This is a genomic window from Caulobacter sp. NIBR1757, assembly GCF_027912495.1.
Lineage (GTDB): Bacteria > Pseudomonadota > Alphaproteobacteria > Caulobacterales > Caulobacteraceae > Caulobacter.
The window spans coordinates 2,184,673-2,202,590 of sequence record NZ_CP115463.1; the positions used below are offsets into that span (position 1 = coordinate 2,184,673).

Sequence of the window (17,918 nt, forward strand, 5' to 3'; positions counted from 1 at the left end):
GGGGGAGGGGGACCGCCGGCCCGACTTCAGGGCCGGTGGTGGAGGGGGCAGCACCGGCTCCAGCCGGCTAGCCTCGTTCTGGCGCATGAGGCGATGACGGCGCCAGAACGGGAATAATACCCTCCGCCGGCGCCGCCCCCTCCACCACGACCTTCGGTCGCGGTCCCCCTCCCCCGTGACGCTGCGCGTCCCGAAGGAGGATTTTACGCCACCGCCTTCGCGATCACCCTCATCGCCTCGGCGATCACCCCCTCGCGCGTCTTCAGATCGGCCGTCGAGTCGGCCAGCAAGACCACCACCGCATATTTCCGCCCATCCTTCAGCGTCAGGATGCCGATGTCGTTGGTCGCCACCGTCACCCCGAAATTCGTCGCCGACGTCCCGGTCTTGTGGGCCAGCGTCGCCCCCTCCGGCAGACCGGCCTTCAACCGGTTGGCCCCCGTCTTGGTCTCCGTCATCAACCCCAGCAACAGCTTGGTCGAGGCCGGCGACAACAGCTGCCCGGTCGACAGCTGCCGCAGGAAATTCAGCGACCCTGACGCGACCGTGGTGTCGCGCGGATCGGCGGCATAGGCCTCCCACGCCGCCCGGCGCTGGGCCTCCGGCACGGCCAGCTTCGCCGCCTCGAAGGCCTGCGGCGTCCGCCAGGCCGGGCGGAAAGAGTGCATGCCGATCGCCTCCACCTGCAGCTCGCGCTCATAGCGGTCGATCCGCAGCCCGATGATGCCGTGCTCGACCAGCCAGCTCTTCAACGCCCCCGGCCCGCCGATCTTGCGCATCAGCACGTCGGCGGCGGTGTTGTCACTGTCGCGCACGGCGGCGACCAGCAGCTCGCGCACGCTGTAGGTCGTTCGTCCGGGCCAGGCCAGGGAGATGGGGCTGAGGGGCGGCGAAAGCTCCATGTCGCTGATGGTCAGAACCTCGTCCAGCGACAGCCTGCCGCCATCGACCTCGGCCAGCACAGCCGCTCCCAACGGCGCCTTGAAGACGCTCTGCAATGGGAAGGTCTGCTGCGAATTGCGGGCCCAGACCTCACCGCCGTCGATGTTCTGCACCGCCACCTCGAGCCGCCCATCGACGCCGTCGGCCAGCCGGGTGATGCCCTCGTCGAGCACCTTGATCCGCATGACCGGCGTCTTGGCGACCGTTTCGGTTTCGCCTCCGCAGGCGGCGAGCAGCAGGGCGAGGCAGAGGAGGAGAGGGCGCATCATCGCACCCTAACGCGCGAGCGGGCCGTTCGACATCCGCCACCCGTGTGGAGTAGGAAGCCGCCCCATGTCTTCCCTTCCGAATATGTCCACCCGCCCCCCCGTCGTCATCCTCAACGAACCCCAGCTGGCCGAGAACATCGGCGCCGTCGCCCGGGTGATGGCCAATTTCGGCCTGTCCGAACTACGCCTGGTGCGTCCCCGCGATGGCTGGCCGCAGGACCGCGCCTGGGCCAGCGCCTCGGGCGCCAGCTGGCCGCTCGACAACGCTCAGGTGTTCGACACCCTGGCCGAGGCCATTGGCGACCTTTCCCTGACCTTCGCCACCACCGCCCGCCCGCGCGAGACCCAGCTGCCCGTCATCACCCCGCGCCAGGCAGCGGCCGACCTGCACGAGCGTGTCGCCGCCGGCCAGGCCGTGGGCATGTTGTTCGGCGGCGAGCGGGCGGGGCTGGAGACCCACGACATCGCCCTTTGCCAGGCCATCGTCACCATCCCGGTCGACGAGCGCTTCCGCTCGCTGAACCTGGCCCAGGCCGTGGCCCTCAACGCCTACGAATGGCGCCTGACCATCGACGAGGGCCCCCGCCAGGCCTTCGCCCACAACGCCCTGCCGCCGGCCGACCAGAAGGCGATGATGGGCCTCTACGAACAGCTCGAGGCCGAACTCGACGAGGCCGGCTTCTTCCACCCGCCCGCCAAACGCCCCTCTATGGTCCGCAACCTGCGCGTCGCCCTCGGCAAGGCCCAGATGACCGACCAGGAAGTCCGCACCTTCCGCGGCGTTGTGACCGCGCTGTCGAAAGGCAGGGGCCGCGTCCTCGCCAAACTGGCGGCCCAGAAGGCGGCGGCGGAAAAGGCCGGCGACTGAGCGCAGACGGCGCGCGAGTTTTGCTCTCCGCCCTTGGGGCGGAGGACAGGTTTGGAGCGTCAGCGACAAACCAGGAGGCGGGACGTCCACCGGCGGTCGTGCGCTGTGTCCGCGGACGCCGGCTCATAAGGCTATAAGCCAACCTTCAAACGCCGGAGTGCCCGCCTCCTGCTTTCTCGCTTGGAGGCTCGAAAGCGGTCCTCCGCCCACGCCAACGCGGAGAGCCAGATTCCCCGCCGAACACGAAGTCTTGGCAAAATGAAACCGCCCGGTTACATTCCGCTCAACCACGGGAGCCCGCCATGAATCGCCGCGAACTCATGCTGACCTTCGGCGCCCTCGGCCTGTCCGGCCTCGCCCCCACCGCCTTCGCCCAAACTGACCTCAAGTCCGCCGCCCGCGACGCCTGGATCTTCGGCCTGCCGCTGATCGAGATGGCCACCACCCGGGCCCGCCAGATGAAGCAGGGCCTGCCGCCCAACTTTTTCGCCGGCGGCCGCGCCCTGTCCGACCACACCGCCCGCGTCGTCACCACCCCGAACAACGACACCCTCTACCTGTCGGCCTGGCTCGACCTGACCAACGGCCCCGTGACCCTGACCGTCCCCGAGACCGGCGACCGCTACTGGTCGGTGGCCATCATGGACATGTTCACCAACAACAATGCCGTCCTCGGCAGCCGCACGATCGGCGGGGCCGGCGGGACCTTCACCCTCTGCGGCCCGGGCCAGCCCTCGACCGGTCCCAACCCGGTGCGCGTCGCCACGCCTCACGCCTGGGCCCTGGCCCGGGTGCTCGTCGATGGTCCTGAAGAGGTCCCCCAGGTCCAGCAGCTGCTGCGCGGCTTCAAGGTCTCGGGCAAGGCCGGCAAGCCGCCGGGCGCCTACGCCGAGCGCGGCGCCGACCCCGTCGCCTATTTCGCCAGCGTCCGCGACCTGATGGCCAGCGACCCGGCCACCGCCCTCGACCTGCGCCTGCTGCGCCGCACCGCCGGCCTGCTCGGCGAAGGGCAGATCGCGCCGGCCGACATGGCGGCCGTCGCCGCCGGCGTCGCCGAGGCGAAGAGCCTGATCAAGGTCGGCTTCGGCGGCCAGGAGTCGATCAAGGGCTGGCGCTATCCGCGCGCCAACCTCGGCGACTATGGCCAGGACTACGTCTATCGCGCCGCCGTCGCCCTGGCTGGCCTCGGCGCCCTGCCCACCGCCGAGGCCATGTATATGCGGCCCGACGGGGAGAAGGACGGCGTCTTCCACGGCGATGGCCTCTACCGCTTCAGCCTGCCCGCCGATGTCCCGCTGGACGGCTTCTGGTCGCTGTCGATGTATGAGGCCACGCCCGACGGCCAGTTCTTCTTCACCGACAATCCGTTGAAGCGCTACGCCATCGGCGACCGCAGCAAGGGCCTCAAGCGCCGCAAGGACGGCGGCGTCGATGTCTGGATCGGCCGCACCGATCCGGGCGGCGAGCGCACCGCCAACTGGTTGCCCGCCCCCAAGGCCGGCCCCTGGATGGTCACCTGGCGCGCCTATCTGCCCAGGCCCGCCCTGATCAACGGCGAATGGCGCCTGTCGCCGATCACCCGCGCCTGACCCCACCCCAACGGGGGAAGACGGCGCCCGCCGCCCGGCGCAAAGGTCACCGGACAACGGAGACCCCCATGCGCGGACGACTGATCCTGGCCCTGTGCCTGACCCTTGCCCTCGGCGCCCCCGCGCTCGCCCAGACGCCGGGCCCCGCCGAGGTCATCGCCGACCTCTACAAGCCCGTCCCCGATCCCGACCCCGACGCCGAGCCGATCGAGGAAGCCCCCGACGAGCCGTCGCTCTACGCCGCCGGCCTGCGGGCCCTGCTGGCCATCGACGCCCAGCGCGACATGAACTACCTCGATTTCGACTGGGTCTCGGGCGGCCAGGACCTGGCCGACTACCGGAACCTGAAGATCGTGGTCCTCAAACAGACCGCCGAAACCGCCCAGGTCCGGGTGACCTTCAGAAACTACAGCGAGGCCCGCGAGCGCCTGATCGACATGGTCGTCGAGGATGGCCGCTGGGTCATCGAGGACGTCTACATGAAGACCCCCGAGAAAGAGTGGCTCAGCCGCCGCTTGGTCGCCAATCCGCAGGACTAGAGGGCCTCGAAACTTGATGAATATGTCTAGACATATCCATTTTCGGCCGTTTTCACCCCTGATCGACGATGCGACACATTTCGGCGGATATGTAGGCTGCCCGCCCCAGGACTCACCCCACATTCCCTGACGAGCGACCCACGCCGCCGCTACAGGCCGGGCTACATTGCCAGCGCTCGACCCAACACCCCGCCCCACGGTTCCTCAAGGATTTCAAAGGGCGGCGGCGCCATCCCCGGCCTTGCCCCGATGAGCGGGGTATAATGGTAGGTCCGCTTCGATTAGGGCCGACAGCCAGCCGTCTTTCGTTCCGCCAGCCCATGCCCCATCTTCCTGCCATGACCGCCGCCGCCCTGCTCGCCAACCTCGCCATCCCCATCATCCAGGCCCCGATGCTCGGCGCGTCCGGCCCTGCCATGGCCCTGGCCGTCACCCAGGCCGGCGGCATGGGCTCGCTGGCAGCCGGCGCCCTGGCGCCCGAGGAAATCGCCCAGCAGATCGCGGCGCTGAAGGCCGCCACCGACCGGCCCTTCGGCGTCAACCTGCTGATCACCCGCCCGGCGACGCCCGACCCCGCCATGGTCAGCGAGGCGCTCGAACGCCTCGCCCCCTGGTACGATCGCCTGGGCATCGGCCTGCCGGAATCGCCCAACGACTACGCCCCGGATTTCGACGCCCAGTTCGCCGCCCTGCTGGCCGCCGCCCCGCCCCTGGCCAGCTTCACCTTCGATGTCCTGACCCGCGATCAGGTGGTGGCCCTGCAGGCGGCCGGAACCCTGGTCGTCGGCACGGCCACCACTGTCGCCGAGGCCCACGCCTGGGCGGCAATCGGCGTGGACGCGATCTGCGCGCAGGGGTCCGAGGCCGGCGGTCATCGCGGCGAGTTTCTCAGGCCCGGCCCCGAGAGCCTGATCGGGACCATGGCCCTGGTCGCCACCATCCGGCCGGTGGTCGCGGCGCCGGTCATCGCCGCCGGCGGCATCATGGACGGGCGAGGCGTGGCGGCGGCCTTGAGTCTCGGCGCGGCGGCGGCGCAGATGGGCACCGCCTTCCTACTGGCTGAAGAGGCGACGATCAGCGAACCCTGGCGCCGCCGGATCGAGACCGTTCCCGATGACGCCACCGCCGTCACCCGCGCCTTCACCGGCCGCAACGCGCGGGGCATCGAGAACGAGTTCATGCAGACCTTTCGGGCCGTCGAAGGTGAGGTCCCGGCCTATCCCGTGCAGAACCGCCTGACCCGGGAGCTGCGCGTCGTTGCCGGCCGGCTGGGCGACAGCGAGACGCTGTCGCTGTGGGCCGGGCAGGGGGTGTCGCTGACCCGCAAGGGCAGGGCGGCCGATCTGGTCCGGGCCTGGTGGCACGAAGCCTGCGAGGTTTCTGCCTTGCTCCACTATCGAACCCATGGACCGGACCCCGACAACAGCTAGGTTGTCCGCCGATCAGAGGAGATTCTACCCATGAAGACCCGCGCCGCCGTCGCCTTCGAAGCCAGGAAGCCGCTGGAGATCGTCGAGGTCGACCTGGAGGGGCCCCGCGCCGGCGAGGTGCTGGTCGAGATCAAGGCCACCGGCATCTGCCACACCGACGCCTACACGCTGGACGGCCTCGACTCCGAGGGCATCTTCCCCTCGATCCTCGGCCACGAAGGGGCCGGGGTGGTGCTGGAAGTCGGCGCGGGCGTGACCAGTGTCGTTCCCGGCGACCACGTCATCCCGCTCTACACACCCGAATGCCGGCAGTGCAAAAGCTGCCTGTCGCGCAAGACCAACCTCTGCACCGCCATTCGTGGCACGCAAGGCAAGGGCCTGATGCCGGACGGCAGCAGCCGCTTCTCCTACAAGGGTCAGCAAATCGCCCACTACATGGGCTGCTCGACCTTCGCCAACCATACCGTCCTGCCCGAGATCGCGCTCGCCAAGATCCGCAAGGACGCCCCCTTCGACAAGGCCTGCTACATCGGCTGCGGCGTCACCACCGGCGTCGGCGCCGTGGTCAACACGGCCAAGGTCGAGGCCGGCGCCAACTGCATCGTCTTCGGTCTGGGCGGCATCGGTCTCAATGTCATCCAGGGCCTGCGCATGGTCGGGGCCGGCATGATCATCGGCGTCGACATCAACCCCGACCGCGAGGAGTGGGGCCGCCGCTTCGGCATGACCCATTTCGTCAACCCCAAGGACATCGACGGCGACATCGTCGCCCACCTCGTCGCCCTGACCGACGGCGGCGCCGACTACACCTTCGACGCCACCGGCAACGTCACCGTCATGCGCCAGGCGCTGGAAGCCTGCCATCGCGGCTGGGGCGAGAGCATCATCATCGGCGTCGCCGAGGCCGGCAAGGAGATCGCCACCCGCCCGTTCCAGCTGGTCACCGGCCGGGTCTGGAAGGGCACCGCCTTCGGCGGCGCGCGCGGCCGCACCGACACGCCGAAGATCGTCGAGTGGTACATGGACGGCAAGATCGAGATCGACCCGATGATCACCCACACCATGCCTTTGGAAGACATCAACAAGGCTTTCGACCTGATGCATGCGGGCGAGAGCATCCGGTCGGTGGTGGTGTTCTAGGACCCCACCAAACCGTCATCCCGGAAGCCCCGCAGGGGCTATCCGGGACCCAGGGGGCGACGTGCGCGGGCGGTTGATATAGCGGAGTTCACGCACCCCCTGGGTCCCGGCTCTCCGCGCTTCGCGCTCCGGCCGGGATGACGGAGATAGAGTTGTTTCCTTGGGGCAGAGGCAAAGAGAAAGGGGCCGGCGACCTCGCCGACCCCTCCATTCGCCCCAAAAAGGCTGTGCTGCTTACGCCTCGGTGTCGTCCTCGACTTCGGCTTCCTCGACGTCCTCTTCCTCGACGACGACCGGCTCGGCCTTCTTGCGGCGGCGTTTGGCCGGGGCGGCCTCGGCTTCCGGCTCCAGCAGAACCGGGGCGGGCGTACGCAGGGCGCTGGTCAGGCCGTCGAGCGTCCCGCCGCTGAGGCCCACCTCGGCCATCAGCTGATCCATCAGCGGGGCCTGGGCGCGGTAGCGCAAGGCGCCGGAGACCACCTGGTCGGCGAGGTTGCCGCCGCCTGACGAGCCGCCCTCGGCGCTCGAGGCGCCGCCGGCCCCGTTCATGCCGTCCATCTGGACGATACGGATGCTGTCGATGTTCTCCAGCGGCTTCACCGACTCGGCAATGATCCGGTCGAGGTTCTCGATCAGCTTGATGCGGATCTGCATGGCCACCTGTTCGGCGCTCAGCAGGTTGGCGGCCTCGTTGATCGCCTTGGCGCCGGCGGCGTCGACCGCGTAGCGGACCCGCGAGGCCTCGGCGGCGGCGCGGACAGCCTCGGCGGCGGCCTCGGCCTCGATCTTGGTCTTGTCGGCGGCGCCGCGGGCGGTCTCGCGCGAGGCCTCGGCCTTGTCGATGGCGGCCATCTTCTCGGCTTCGGCGGCCACCTTGATGCCGATGGCGGCGCGTTCAGCCTCCTTCGAGGCCTCGATCAGCTCGATGATCTTCTGGCGGTCGGCGGCCTCGCGATCCCGCACAGTCTTGACCTGTTCCTCGGCCTGGACGGCCAGGGCCAGGGCCTTGTCGGCCAGGGCCTGGGCGTTGGACTGCTCCTTCGACTTCTCGGCCACGGCGATGGCGCGGTCCTGTTCGGACAGCTCGATGGCCTTGGCCTTCTCGATGTTCTGGGTCTCGACGGCGCGTTCCTTGGAGATCTCGCGTTCCTTGAGTTCCTGCTCCATGGCGATGCGCTGCTGGCCGACGTTGCGCTCGGCCTCGATCTTGGCCTGCTCGATCTCCTGCTCGGCGGTGATCTTGGCGCCCTCGGCCTCGCGGGCCTTTTCGGCCTGCTGGCGGGCGACGTCGGCGGACTGTTCGGCCCGGCGGATCTCGATCTCCCGCTGCTGCTCGAGCTTGGCGTACTCCTCGTCGCGGGTGATGGTCAGGGTCTGGCGCTGGGCTTCCAGGTTCTTGTTCTTGATCTGGACCTGGGTGTCCTGCTCGATGTCGTTGCGCATCTTCTTGCGCCGCTCGATCTCCTCGGTCAGCCGCGTCAGGCCTTCGGCGTCGAAGGCGTTGGACGGGTTGAAGTATTCCATCGCTGTCTGGTCGAGGCCGGTCAGCGACACGGTTTCCAGCTCCAGGCCGTTCTTCAGCAGGTCCTCGCTGGAGACCTGCTGCACCTTCTGGACGAAATGGGTGCGCTGCTCATGCAGGTCGGTCATGGTCATCTCGGCGGCGACCGAGCGCAGGGCGTCGACGAACTTGCCCTCGATCAGGTCCTTCAGCTGCTCGGGATGCATGGTCCGCTGGCCAAGCGTCTGGGCGGCGAAGGCGATCGCGTCGCTGCTCGGCTGCACCCGCACGTAGAACTCGGCCAGCACGTCGACGCGCATGCGGTCCTTGGTGATCAGGGCCTGTTCATTCTTGCGCTCCACGGCCAGGCGCAGGGTGTTCATGTTGACCGGGATGGTCTCATGCAGGATCGGGATGATCAGCGCCCCGCCGTTCATCACCACCTTCTCGCCGCCAAAGCCGGTGCGGACGAAGGAGGTCTCCTTTGAGGCGCGCTTGTACAGCCGCGCCACGATGAGGCCGAGGATCAGCAGGCCGACGAGGCCGAGGCCCGCCAGGATGAGGATTTCGAAGATAGCGGGCAAGCCGGTCATGACTGTTCCTGGTTAGACAATGGCGTCGCGCAGCGACGGACTGGTATTGGCGATTGCGAAGAACTTGGCCCCGGCCATGCGGACGAGGATGACGCTGTCCCCCTGCTGAAAGGTCTCGCCCTCGTCGTCGGGCTCGACCATGACGTAGTGGACCTGGCCGTGCTCGTCGCGGACCCGCGCCTGGGCGGCGCTGCCGACCCGCGCCTCGCCGGTGACGATGGCGGCGACGCGGCCGACCAGGCTGTCGCGGGAGATGGCGGTGGTCTCGTCCTTGGGCATGATGCGGGAGACCCAGCGGCCGAAGGTGCGGGTGAGGGGCAGGGCGGCCAGCAGGCCGAGCGGGGTGGAGATCCAGACCGGGGCGTAGATGCCGGCGATGGCGTGCAGCAGCCGCTGGCCGATCACCCCGATCATGCCGAAGCTGAACAGGAAGACGACGATCAGCATCAGCAGCGGCAGGCGGCCGATGTTGAGCCAGGACAGGAGGGAGGGACTTTCGCCATCGATGAGGTCGCCGTCGCCATCACTGGACAGGCCGCCGCCCAGCCCGAGCAGTTCGACCGCCCCGACCAGGATCATCAGCAACAAGGCGGCGACGAAGGGCACATTGCCCCCGGCCGTCAGAAACCCCCACATCGACGCGGTCCCCCTCAGTCTTTCGCTACCTTAGCACGCAGAGTCGCCAGCCGCTCCTCGACCCGGTTCTGCCTCGACAGTCTGTCCAGTTCGGCGAGGCGGCTGTCCAGCCCACGATCGACCCGGCCGACGCCGGAGCCGCCCTCGCGGGCCATGACCCGGTTGAAGGCGGTGGTGGCGTCATCGATGCGGCGGGCGACGCCGGGGCCGTTGCCGCCGAGGGGGGCGGCTCCGACCTTCTCGGCCGCATATTTGCGGGCGGCGAGCAGCGACTGGAAGCCGTCTTCCATCTCGCGGCGCTTGGCCTGCAGGGCGGCGACATAGCCTTCCAGCTCGCGTTCGCGGCTGGCGGTGTCGGCGACGGTGCTTTCCAGCACCGGGACCTGGGCCTCGATGTCGAGCTGGCTTTCGATGGCGGCCTTGGCGAGGTCCTCGCGGCCCTGGCCCAGCGCGATCTCGACCTGTTCGGACAGGTCCTCATGGCGGCTGCTCTGTTCGGTCAGGCGCTTGCTGGCCAGATGACGCGAGGCGATGGCCTTGCCGAGTTCCGTGCGCACCTCGTCGATGGCGGCGTCGATCTCGCGCAGGGTCTGCTGCATGACCGCGTCGGGCAGGGCGCCTTCGACCTGGTCGATCAGCGCATGAGCGCTGGCGCTGATGATTCGCCCGACGCGGACACCAAGACTGTCAGCCATGGGAGGACTCCTTACGGTTGGCATGAAGGGCGATGAGGTCAGCCAAAGCCGCAATGCGTCGCGAGACCACGGCCGGGTCGTAGGCGGGGGCGGTCGGGGTGACCGACCAGCGCAGCAGCTGTTCGGCGATCCGGGCGGCGCGATCCACCAGCCGGGCCTCGTAGCGGGCCAGGTCGTGCGGCTCGCCCGAGCGGACCTCGGCCGGGGCGGCCAGGCCGACGGCCAGCAGTTCCTCGGCCTCGCTGAGCAGGGTGCGGACGACGCCAGAATGGACGCCGGCCCGATCCTCGGCCTCGCGCACCGCCTGGGCCGGCTCGGCCAGCAGGTCGCGGCTGACGGCGAGGGCGCCGCCGTAGCCTTCCGGCGCCTCGGCCCGCTGGCGCGCCTGACGGATCAGGGCCCTCACCTTGTCGCTGGCCGTGATGGCGTCGTCGATGCGCAGGGCGGCCAGAAAGACCGCGTCGTCATCCGCCAACCGCACGCTGAGAGGTTTGTTCAAACCGACCATGCAGCGACGTTAACATATGTCAGACGTTTGTATACATTTGTCTTTCGTTTGTGTGCGGCATGGCTTTTTCCCGGTTGGATCGTCTAGGAAGACGCAACGCCCCAGGAGCCGTCATGCTGGAAATCACCGCCACCCACACTGTCCACGGCGGCACGTTGCGCTACTGCCGGCACGACAGCGCCGCCACCGGCACGCCGATGAAGTTCAGCGTCTTCACGCCGCCGGGCGAGGGGCCGTTCCCGGTGCTGGTCTGGCTGTCGGGCCTGACCTGCACGGAAGACAACTTCACCACCAAGGCCGGCGCCTACGGCGCGGCCGCGCAGCATGGCGTCATCATCGTCGCCCCCGACACCAGCCCGCGCGGCGAGGGCGTGGCCGACGACCCGGCCTATGACCTGGGGCAGGGGGCAGGCTTCTACCTCGACGCCACGCAGGCACCCTGGACGCCGCACTTCAACATGGAAACCTACATCACCCGCGACCTGCTGGCGGCGGTGGACGGGGCCTTCCCGACCGACCCGGCCCGGCGCGGCGTCTTCGGCCACAGCATGGGCGGCCACGGCGCCCTGACCCTGGCCCTGCGCCATCCGGACCTGTTCAGATCGGTGTCAGCCTTCGCCCCGATCGTCTCGCCGACCCGCTGTCCCTGGGGCGAGAAGGCGTTTACCGCCTACCTTGGCGAGGACCGCGCGGCCTGGGCGGCGCACGACGCCTGCCTGCTGATCGAGGCCGGCGCCGCGAGGTTCGACGACATTCTCGTCGACCAGGGCCTCGGCGACCAATTCCTGGAAGGCCAGCTCAAACCCGAACTGCTGGAAGCGGCCTGCGCTGCCGCCGGCCAGACGCTGACCCTTCGCCGCCAGCCCGGCTACGACCACAGCTACTTCTTCATGACCAGCTTCATCGCCGAGCACATCGCCTGGCACGCGGCCGGGCTCTAGAAGCCGGCCGCCTTGATCGCGGCTTCCAGGTATTCGTCGCGCCCGGCCCGGATGCCGGCGACCGTCCGCTCGACCGGGATGGTCGGCTGGATGCCGACGCCATGGTGGGTCGAGCCGTCGTGCTTGGTCACCTTCATCCCGGTCCAGACCAGGCGATAGCCGCCCGGCAGGACGAACGGATTGATGTTGCCGTTGGTCCCGGCCGTCGTTGATCCGACGATCTCGCCCAGCCGGTAGGCCTCGACGATACCCATGATCGACTCGGCGTAGCTGATCGCCCGGCCGTCGGTCATGAACACCCGCTTTGCCGTCACCCGCGGCGTTTCCGGCTCGAGCGTCCATTTGCGGGTGTCCCAGGTCCAGCCCTGCCGATCCGGTAGCGTGACCACGGGCACGTTCCAGTTGGCGGAGTTGAGGGTCTTGTCGCTGAGGTGGGACATCAGCCAATAGGCGCTCTGGCCCGGATAGCCGCGCATGTCGAAGATCACCGCCCTGGCGTTGGCCAGCCGGTCCTGGGCGGCCTTCATATCGTCCACCGATGTGCGCTCCAGGTCGACGTACAGCAGGCCCGGCTTGAGTTCGGCGATGGGCGCCGGCCTCACCTCGGTGTGCTGGGCGGCAGCCTCTTTCTCGTAGAGCTGATGGGTCAGGGTGACGTCGGCGGTCGTGCCGTCCGCGTGCTGGATCTTGAGAACGCTCGTGGTCCCCTGTTCGGCCAGGGTCATCTCCCGCAGCGCGCGCCAGCGGCGCCATTGCGGCGTGGCGCTGGAGATCAGCGCCTCCTCCTCGGCGATGCGGTCCGCGACGGGCTTGCCGTCGATGGCCAGCACCACGTCACCGACCCTCACGTCGGTCCCGCCAACGACCTCGGTGACCACAAGGCGATCCTCGGCCCAGGTCCAGAAGACCGGCAGCAGGCCCATGCGATGTGGACGGGTGGCGTTGCCGTGCCCGTCCTTCAAAGCCGCGACCAGCCGCTTGAGCGTGTCCTGAAAGGCGGCCGCGTCCCTGTCCGTCGCGGCCGCCGTCAGCGCTTTGGGCAGTTCGGCCGACCAGTCGGTCTTCACCACGTCGAAGTAGGGATAGAAGTGCTGGAACACATTCCAGGCAATGACCACGTCGGCCAGACGCGTGGCCCGGTCGTCGCCGCTGTACTGGAAGCCCTCGGGCTTGTCGGGCTTGATCACCGGCGCGGCAGCGCCCGGGGCGCCGGCCGGCAGCACCAGCCGCATACGGGCGGTGACGCCCTGGCCGAGGTCGAGGCTGACCGCCGCGTCCGGCGCCATGCCGCTGGGCGGGGCGCCGCGCACGCTGCTGTAGACGTTCTCCTTGCTGAACTGGACACCCTTGTGGGTCCAGGCCAGCGGGCTCGTGTTCGGCAGGAGGCCCGGCGGCGTCGGCGCGCCCGGCTCGATGATCAGGGTCGGGGCGACGGGCAGGAAGACCTCACGCAGCGCCTTGGCCAGTTCCCTGCCGTTGCGCGCCGTCTCCACCCGCTGGACACCGGCCACGGCCAGGGCGTCCCAGTCTGCCTTGGCGGACTCGTCGCTGGGATGGAACCAGCGGACATAGCCATACAGGCGGGCGAAGGCCTGCAGATTGCTCTGTCCCTGGGCCGTAAGGGCGCGGGCAGGTTCGTTGGCGTTCACGGCCGGACCCAGGATCTCGATGGAGGCGCTGTCCATCCACAGAGTTCCGGGGCCGCCTTCGAGAGCGCCGAAGACGATGCGCTCGGCGTCCGGGGCGACAACGCCGACGATCTCATAGACCTGCCAGATCTCGGAGGTGATCGGCCGGTCGGCCATGTTGTCGAAGAAGCCCGTCTGGCCGTCGGGGCGATCGATCCGCAGCCACAGGCCGGCGCGCTGACCGTTGACCGGCTTGACGCGGGCGGCGGCGCGAAAGCGGACGCGCTGGCCGCGATAGGGCGCGGCGTCGAGCGTGCGACTGACGGTTCCGAAGGCCTGTTCGGCGGTGGCGTCCGCCTTGCGCTGCAGCCTGACCGACAGCGGCCCGGCGTGCGGATCCGAGGCATCAAGCGCAGACTCATAGCCGTTCGTCGCCGCCCGCCACCCGGCCGGCGCGGCGCCGGCGACGCCCTGATCGAAGTTCATGTTGGGTGGCGGCGTCTGGGCGGCCGTCGAGCCGGCGACGACCAGGGTTGCGGCGATGGCCGTCAGCAGCTTGCGCATGAGCGATCTCCCCGAGTGACTGCCCGCATCACAGCCGCTCATTGCGGCCAGGTTGCGGCAGACCGGTGTTCACTCAAAGGGCGCGTTGAAGGCTAGATCCCCGCGCCCATGTCGATAAAGGTCTCGGCCAGGGCAACTTTCGGCCGCTCCGCGTCCTGGGCCAGTTCGTGGGTCAGGCGGTCGATCTGGGCGGTGATTTCCGGCACGGCGGTGACTTCCCACAGGGCCGGGCGGGTCAGCGGGCCGATGGCGTAGAGCCAGTCGGAGGCGCGGCCGTCGATGTCCTGCACGGCGCAGTCGTCGCTCTCCAGGCCCAGGCCCAGCGGGTCCGGGCGGATCAGGCGGCGGCGGGCAAGGTCTGCGAAGAGCGGGTTGGCCAGGCGGTCGAGATCGCTGCGCGGACCGGTGCAGTTGATGACCCGGCCGACCGTCAGGGTCTGCTCGGTCTTCAGGCCGCGCAGGTGCAGCCGGGCGGTGACCTGGCCCTTGCGGCGGGTCCATTCGACGATGCGGCCGCCCAGCACCGTCAGGGCGGCGCTTTCCAGCAGGGCGTCCAGCCGGGCGGAGACGCGCGGCGCCATGCGGTGGCGATGGACGTCCCAGCGCGGACGCAGGTGGCGCAGGAACTGCCGCCGCTGTTTGGGGCTCCAGGTTTCCCAGACGCGGGCGATGGCCGGGCGGACGGCGTCCATCACCCGCTGCCAGGGCGTGCCCTGTCGCTCGGCCTGGCCGGCGGCGGCGCGAATGGCGCGAGTCAGGATCAGCGGCGAGGCGGGCAGCAGCGGGGCGACGAACGGAGACCAGGCCCCGCCGGCCTTGTGCGGCGTCGGAACCAGGCCCCGGCGGGAGACGGCGACCATCGGTCCCTTCTGCCCCTCGGCGGCCAGCTTGAGGGCGACATCGACCATGGTGAGACCGGTGCCCAGCATCAGCACGGCGGCCTCGGGATCGCCGCCTTTGAGGGCCTGCGGCGCCCAGGGGTCGGGGACGAAGGCGGGATGATCGTGCAGCCAGGCGTCCTGCGGCAGGGGCGCGCGCGGGGGCAGGTTGCCGGTGGCCAGCACCAGCAGGTCGCAGGCGATCTCCCGCCCGTCGAGCAGGCGCACGCCACGGCGGGGCGGGTCGAGCAGGGCCACGGCCTCGCCGCGAACGGTGGCCAGGCCGGGGCCGTCGGTTTCGGAGCAGGCGTCCTCCAGCCGCTCCTGCAGATAGTCGCCGAGCAGGCCGCGCGGCAGGAAGGCGTCGGCCAACACCCCGTCGGCCTCGACCAGCGCCTCGTCGAGGTGGCGGCCGGCGCCCGACAGCCAGTCCTGGAAGGGCGGGGTCAGGCCCGTTTCCATCCGGTGGGCCGGCACATTGAGCAGGTGGTAGGGCTCGCAGGCGCCGTAGGCCAGGCCGCGTCCGGGCCGCACGGCCGGATCGATCAGCAGGATGCGCCAGCCGGGCCGCGCCGCCGTCAGCTTCAGCGCCAGCAGGGTCCCGCTGAAGCCGCCGCCGATGATGGCGACGGTGCGGGTCGGCGAATTGAGGTCGGCCATGGCGATTCCCGTGCTCGCGGCGACTTTGCGTAAGGGAAGGGCGCAAGACAAGGCGCCGAACACGGACCGTTGATTTGCGGAACAAAAGGGGAAGCGATGAACATCGTTACCGGAGCGGCGACCGGATGGACCGGTCGGGCTTCCTGGCGGAACAACCATGAAAAGGAAGGCTTGTCTTGTGGCGGCCGCGACTTCGCTCGCGGCGGTTTTGGGGGCGTGTGGGCAGACGGCGCCGGTGGCGTCGAAGGCTGCCGCGCCGATCATGGCGGAGGCCCCACCGGTCTCACCGAAGCCCAGCTTCGACTGTGCGAAGGCCAAGGCCTCGGTCGAGCGGCTGGCCTGCGAAAGTCCAACCCTGGCGGTCGCGGACCAGCGGATGGCCCAGAGCTACAGGACCCAGATGGAGAGGTTTCCGGCCAGTCAGCGAAGTCGATTGCTGGAAGGACAGCGCTCCTTCCTGAACTATGCCCGCACGGCCTGCGCCGACGACCCTGTCTGCCTCGAGTGGGCCTATGACCAGCGCACGGCCGACCTCGACACCAGCTTCGCCAAGGCCCCGGCCATCCTGACCCTGACCCGCTACGCCACCTCGGCCGCGCCGGACGGGCCGATGCTGCGGCGGACCGGCCGGCGGCTGTTGCTGGACCAGCTGGCCGACCCGGCGACGCCCGGCGAGCGGGCGTTGAACGCAATGATGGCGCAGTGGCTGGCTGAGGCCGACGCGGCCTCGCCGGTGGCGCCCTCCCTGGGCGGCGGCATCGAGGGGGCCGCGGTCGAATTCCGCAGCATCAGCGAAAGCCGGATCGTGGTGGCCATCCAGGGCCCGACCGTCCAACGGCTGATCGACTGGTCGCCGAAGCTTGGCCGGCCGCTGGAGGTCAGTGACGAAAAGCCGCTGTCGGCTGGCGATCTGATCGACGGCTGACGTTGAAGACCTGGCCCCGGCGCCGTAGAAACGCGGCGCCGGGGCGCAGTCGTGACGCGCCGGATCCTGGGGGGATTTTCATGCGTATCGGGCGTTCGATGGCCGCCGCCGGCCTCATGCTGGCAATGACGACCAGCTTTGCACAGGCCCAGGAGGCCTCAACGCCGCCGGCTCCGGCAGAGGCGGCCGCGCCTGTTGAAGCGCCGGCAGTGGTCCCTGCCGCGCCGGCCTGGACGCTGAAGAACACCCGCAAGGTCTACAAGCAGAAGTGGCGGTTCGTGAACCTGTTCCTCAGCTCCTGCGAATACGGCGTCTATGGCTATGGCGACCAGCTGGTCGGCGGCCGCGCCGAGCGGGTGGAAAAGCGCCTGCGCGACCACTTCGGCGACCGCCTGAACGGCCATGAGGTGGTGCTGGAGCGCTATGAGTTCTTCCAGAACGCCCAGATCAACCTGATCCGCAGTGTCGGCCAGGGGCAGGGCGGTCTGATCGGCGGCCTGATGGGCACGACCTACAACCTCAACTGCAAGCGCAAGGACACCAAGTCGGGCTGGTACGACACCCAGCGTTTCAAGCCCGATCCGGCTCCTTATGTGGTCGAGATCACCGTCAAGATCGACGGTCAGGTCATCGCCAGCAGCGCCGCCGCCCAGCCGGTGCGGCCGCACACGTTCAAGGAAGAGGAACTCGCCGATCCCGATATCGCCGAAGTCATCGAGGCGGTGCAGGTCGTGGCCATGGACGATGTCATCGCCCGCATCGACGCCATCCTGCCGAAGCCCGCACCGGCGGCCGCGCCGACCCCCGCGCCCGAGGCCGCGTCCGCGTCTTGACTTGACGGCCTCGCGCCGTCATACACCGCGCCTTCCACGCCGCCGGCTCGCCGGTTGGCGCTGGAAGACATGACGGGTGATCCGTAGCCGCCGTTGAGATCGTGGCCCCACTGACGGGGTCGCCGGCCCGGATCGACAATTGAATGAGTGACTTATGTCCAAGCGCCATAGCGCCAAGTACAAAATCGACCGCCGGATGGGCGAAAACATCTGGGGTCGTCCGAAGTCCCCGGTCAACAAGCGTTCCTACGGCCCCGGCCAGCACGGCCAGCGCCGCAAGTCCAAGGTCTCCGACTTCGGCCTGCAGCTGAAGGCCAAGCAGAAGCTGAAGGGCTACTACGGCAACCTGACCGAAAAGCAGTTCGCCAAGACCTACGAAGAGGCCGACCGCCGCAAGGGCAACACCTCGGAAAACCTCATCGCGCTGCTGGAAAGCCGCCTGGACGCGGTGGTCTACCGCGCCAAGTTCGTGCCGACCGTCTTCGCCGCCCGCCAGTTCGTCAACCACGGCCACGTGCAGGTGAACGGCAAGCGCGTGAACATCGCCAGCTACCGCGTGAAGCCGGGCGACGTCGTCACTGTGCGTGAAAAGTCGCGCAACATGGCGCTGGTGCTGGAAGCCCTCGGCTCGTCCGAGCGTGACTTCGCCGAATACATCACCGTGGACCTGCGGTCGTTCTCGGCCACCTTCGTCCGCGCCCCGGAACTGGCCGAAGTGCCGTACCCGGTGAAGATGGAGCCGAACCTGGTCGTCGAATTCTACTCCTCCTAAGGCGTAG

At 69.1% G+C, this 17,918-nt stretch carries 16 protein-coding genes; 9 read left to right on the forward strand and 7 right to left on the reverse strand.

What is annotated here, in order from left to right; all coding sequences use genetic code 11:
• Window positions 1-203: 203 nt before the first annotated feature.
• The gene (gene bla / locus O5I81_RS10740; protein ID WP_271068940.1) at window positions 204-1,208 is read right to left on the reverse strand and encodes a class A beta-lactamase; all 1,005 of its coding nucleotides are present in this window, start codon (window positions 1,206-1,208) and stop codon (window positions 204-206) included.
• 85 nt (window positions 1,209-1,293) lie between these two features.
• Between bla and O5I81_RS10745 the strand changes: the two genes are divergently transcribed.
• The 5 genes from O5I81_RS10745 to O5I81_RS10765 all read left to right on the forward strand — a co-directional run bounded on the left by O5I81_RS10745 (window position 1,294) and on the right by O5I81_RS10765 (window position 6,777).
• Window positions 1,294-2,079, forward strand: a complete 786-nt coding sequence (locus tag O5I81_RS10745; protein ID WP_271068941.1) for an RNA methyltransferase — start codon at window positions 1,294-1,296, stop codon at window positions 2,077-2,079.
• A gap of 302 nt (window positions 2,080-2,381) precedes the next feature.
• The gene (locus O5I81_RS10750; protein ID WP_271068942.1) at window positions 2,382-3,668 is read left to right on the forward strand and encodes a DUF1254 domain-containing protein; all 1,287 of its coding nucleotides are present in this window, start codon (window positions 2,382-2,384) and stop codon (window positions 3,666-3,668) included.
• Window positions 3,669-3,736: 68 nt separating this feature from the next.
• Window positions 3,737-4,207, forward strand: coding sequence for a DUF3828 domain-containing protein (locus O5I81_RS10755; protein WP_271068943.1), 471 nt, complete (start codon window positions 3,737-3,739; stop codon window positions 4,205-4,207).
• A 320-nt stretch (window positions 4,208-4,527) separates the two neighbouring features.
• Entirely contained in the window at window positions 4,528-5,637 is a 1,110-nt protein-coding gene (locus tag O5I81_RS10760; RefSeq protein ID WP_271068944.1) for a nitronate monooxygenase, read from the forward strand.
• A gap of 30 nt (window positions 5,638-5,667) precedes the next feature.
• A complete protein-coding gene (locus O5I81_RS10765; protein WP_271068945.1) occupies window positions 5,668-6,777 on the forward strand; it encodes an S-(hydroxymethyl)glutathione dehydrogenase/class III alcohol dehydrogenase in 1,110 nt (369 codons plus the stop codon).
• A 234-nt stretch (window positions 6,778-7,011) separates the two neighbouring features.
• Here O5I81_RS10765 and O5I81_RS10770 read toward each other — a convergent pair whose 3' ends face one another.
• The 4 genes from O5I81_RS10770 to O5I81_RS10785 are packed head-to-tail and all read right to left on the reverse strand — an operon-like array spanning window position 7,012 to window position 10,710.
• Entirely contained in the window at window positions 7,012-8,871 is a 1,860-nt protein-coding gene (locus O5I81_RS10770) for a flotillin domain-containing protein (protein WP_271068946.1), read from the reverse strand.
• A gap of 12 nt (window positions 8,872-8,883) precedes the next feature.
• The gene (locus O5I81_RS10775) at window positions 8,884-9,507 is read right to left on the reverse strand and encodes a YqiJ family protein (protein ID WP_271068947.1); all 624 of its coding nucleotides are present in this window, start codon (window positions 9,505-9,507) and stop codon (window positions 8,884-8,886) included.
• 14 nt (window positions 9,508-9,521) lie between these two features.
• On the reverse strand, window positions 9,522-10,202 hold the full coding sequence (locus O5I81_RS10780; protein WP_271068948.1) for a PspA/IM30 family protein: 681 nt from the start codon (window positions 10,200-10,202) through the stop codon (window positions 9,522-9,524).
• Window positions 10,195-10,710, reverse strand: a complete 516-nt coding sequence (locus O5I81_RS10785; RefSeq protein ID WP_271068949.1) for a hypothetical protein — start codon at window positions 10,708-10,710, stop codon at window positions 10,195-10,197. Before O5I81_RS10785 ends, O5I81_RS10780 begins: the two co-directional genes overlap by 8 nt.
• A gap of 113 nt (window positions 10,711-10,823) precedes the next feature.
• Here O5I81_RS10785 and fghA point away from each other — a divergent pair, with 113 nt between their 5' ends.
• The gene (gene fghA / locus O5I81_RS10790; RefSeq protein WP_271068950.1) at window positions 10,824-11,651 is read left to right on the forward strand and encodes an S-formylglutathione hydrolase; all 828 of its coding nucleotides are present in this window, start codon (window positions 10,824-10,826) and stop codon (window positions 11,649-11,651) included.
• Here fghA and O5I81_RS10795 read toward each other — a convergent pair.
• Window positions 11,648-13,843, reverse strand: a complete 2,196-nt coding sequence (locus O5I81_RS10795) for a S41 family peptidase (protein WP_271068951.1) — start codon at window positions 13,841-13,843, stop codon at window positions 11,648-11,650. The two genes, fghA and O5I81_RS10795, sit on opposite strands and share 4 nt — an antisense overlap.
• A 92-nt stretch (window positions 13,844-13,935) precedes the next feature.
• Window positions 13,936-15,381 (reverse strand): FAD/NAD(P)-binding protein, encoded by a 1,446-nt coding sequence (locus O5I81_RS10800; protein ID WP_271068952.1) that lies wholly within the window; start codon window positions 15,379-15,381, stop codon window positions 13,936-13,938.
• Window positions 15,382-15,616: 235 nt separating this feature from the next.
• On the opposite strand from O5I81_RS10800, the gene O5I81_RS10805 reads away from it, so the two are divergent.
• The 3 genes from O5I81_RS10805 to rpsD all read left to right on the forward strand — a co-directional run bounded on the left by O5I81_RS10805 (window position 15,617) and on the right by rpsD (window position 17,911).
• Complete coding sequence (locus O5I81_RS10805; RefSeq protein WP_271068953.1) at window positions 15,617-16,306, forward strand: lysozyme inhibitor LprI family protein; 690 nt, start codon at window positions 15,617-15,619, stop codon at window positions 16,304-16,306.
• A gap of 80 nt (window positions 16,307-16,386) precedes the next feature.
• Entirely contained in the window at window positions 16,387-17,139 is a 753-nt protein-coding gene (locus O5I81_RS10810) for a hypothetical protein (RefSeq protein WP_271068954.1), read from the forward strand.
• Between the two features lie 154 nt (window positions 17,140-17,293).
• Window positions 17,294-17,911 (forward strand): 30S ribosomal protein S4, encoded by a 618-nt coding sequence (gene rpsD, locus O5I81_RS10815; protein ID WP_271068955.1) that lies wholly within the window; start codon window positions 17,294-17,296, stop codon window positions 17,909-17,911.
• Window positions 17,912-17,918 lie beyond the last annotated feature (7 nt).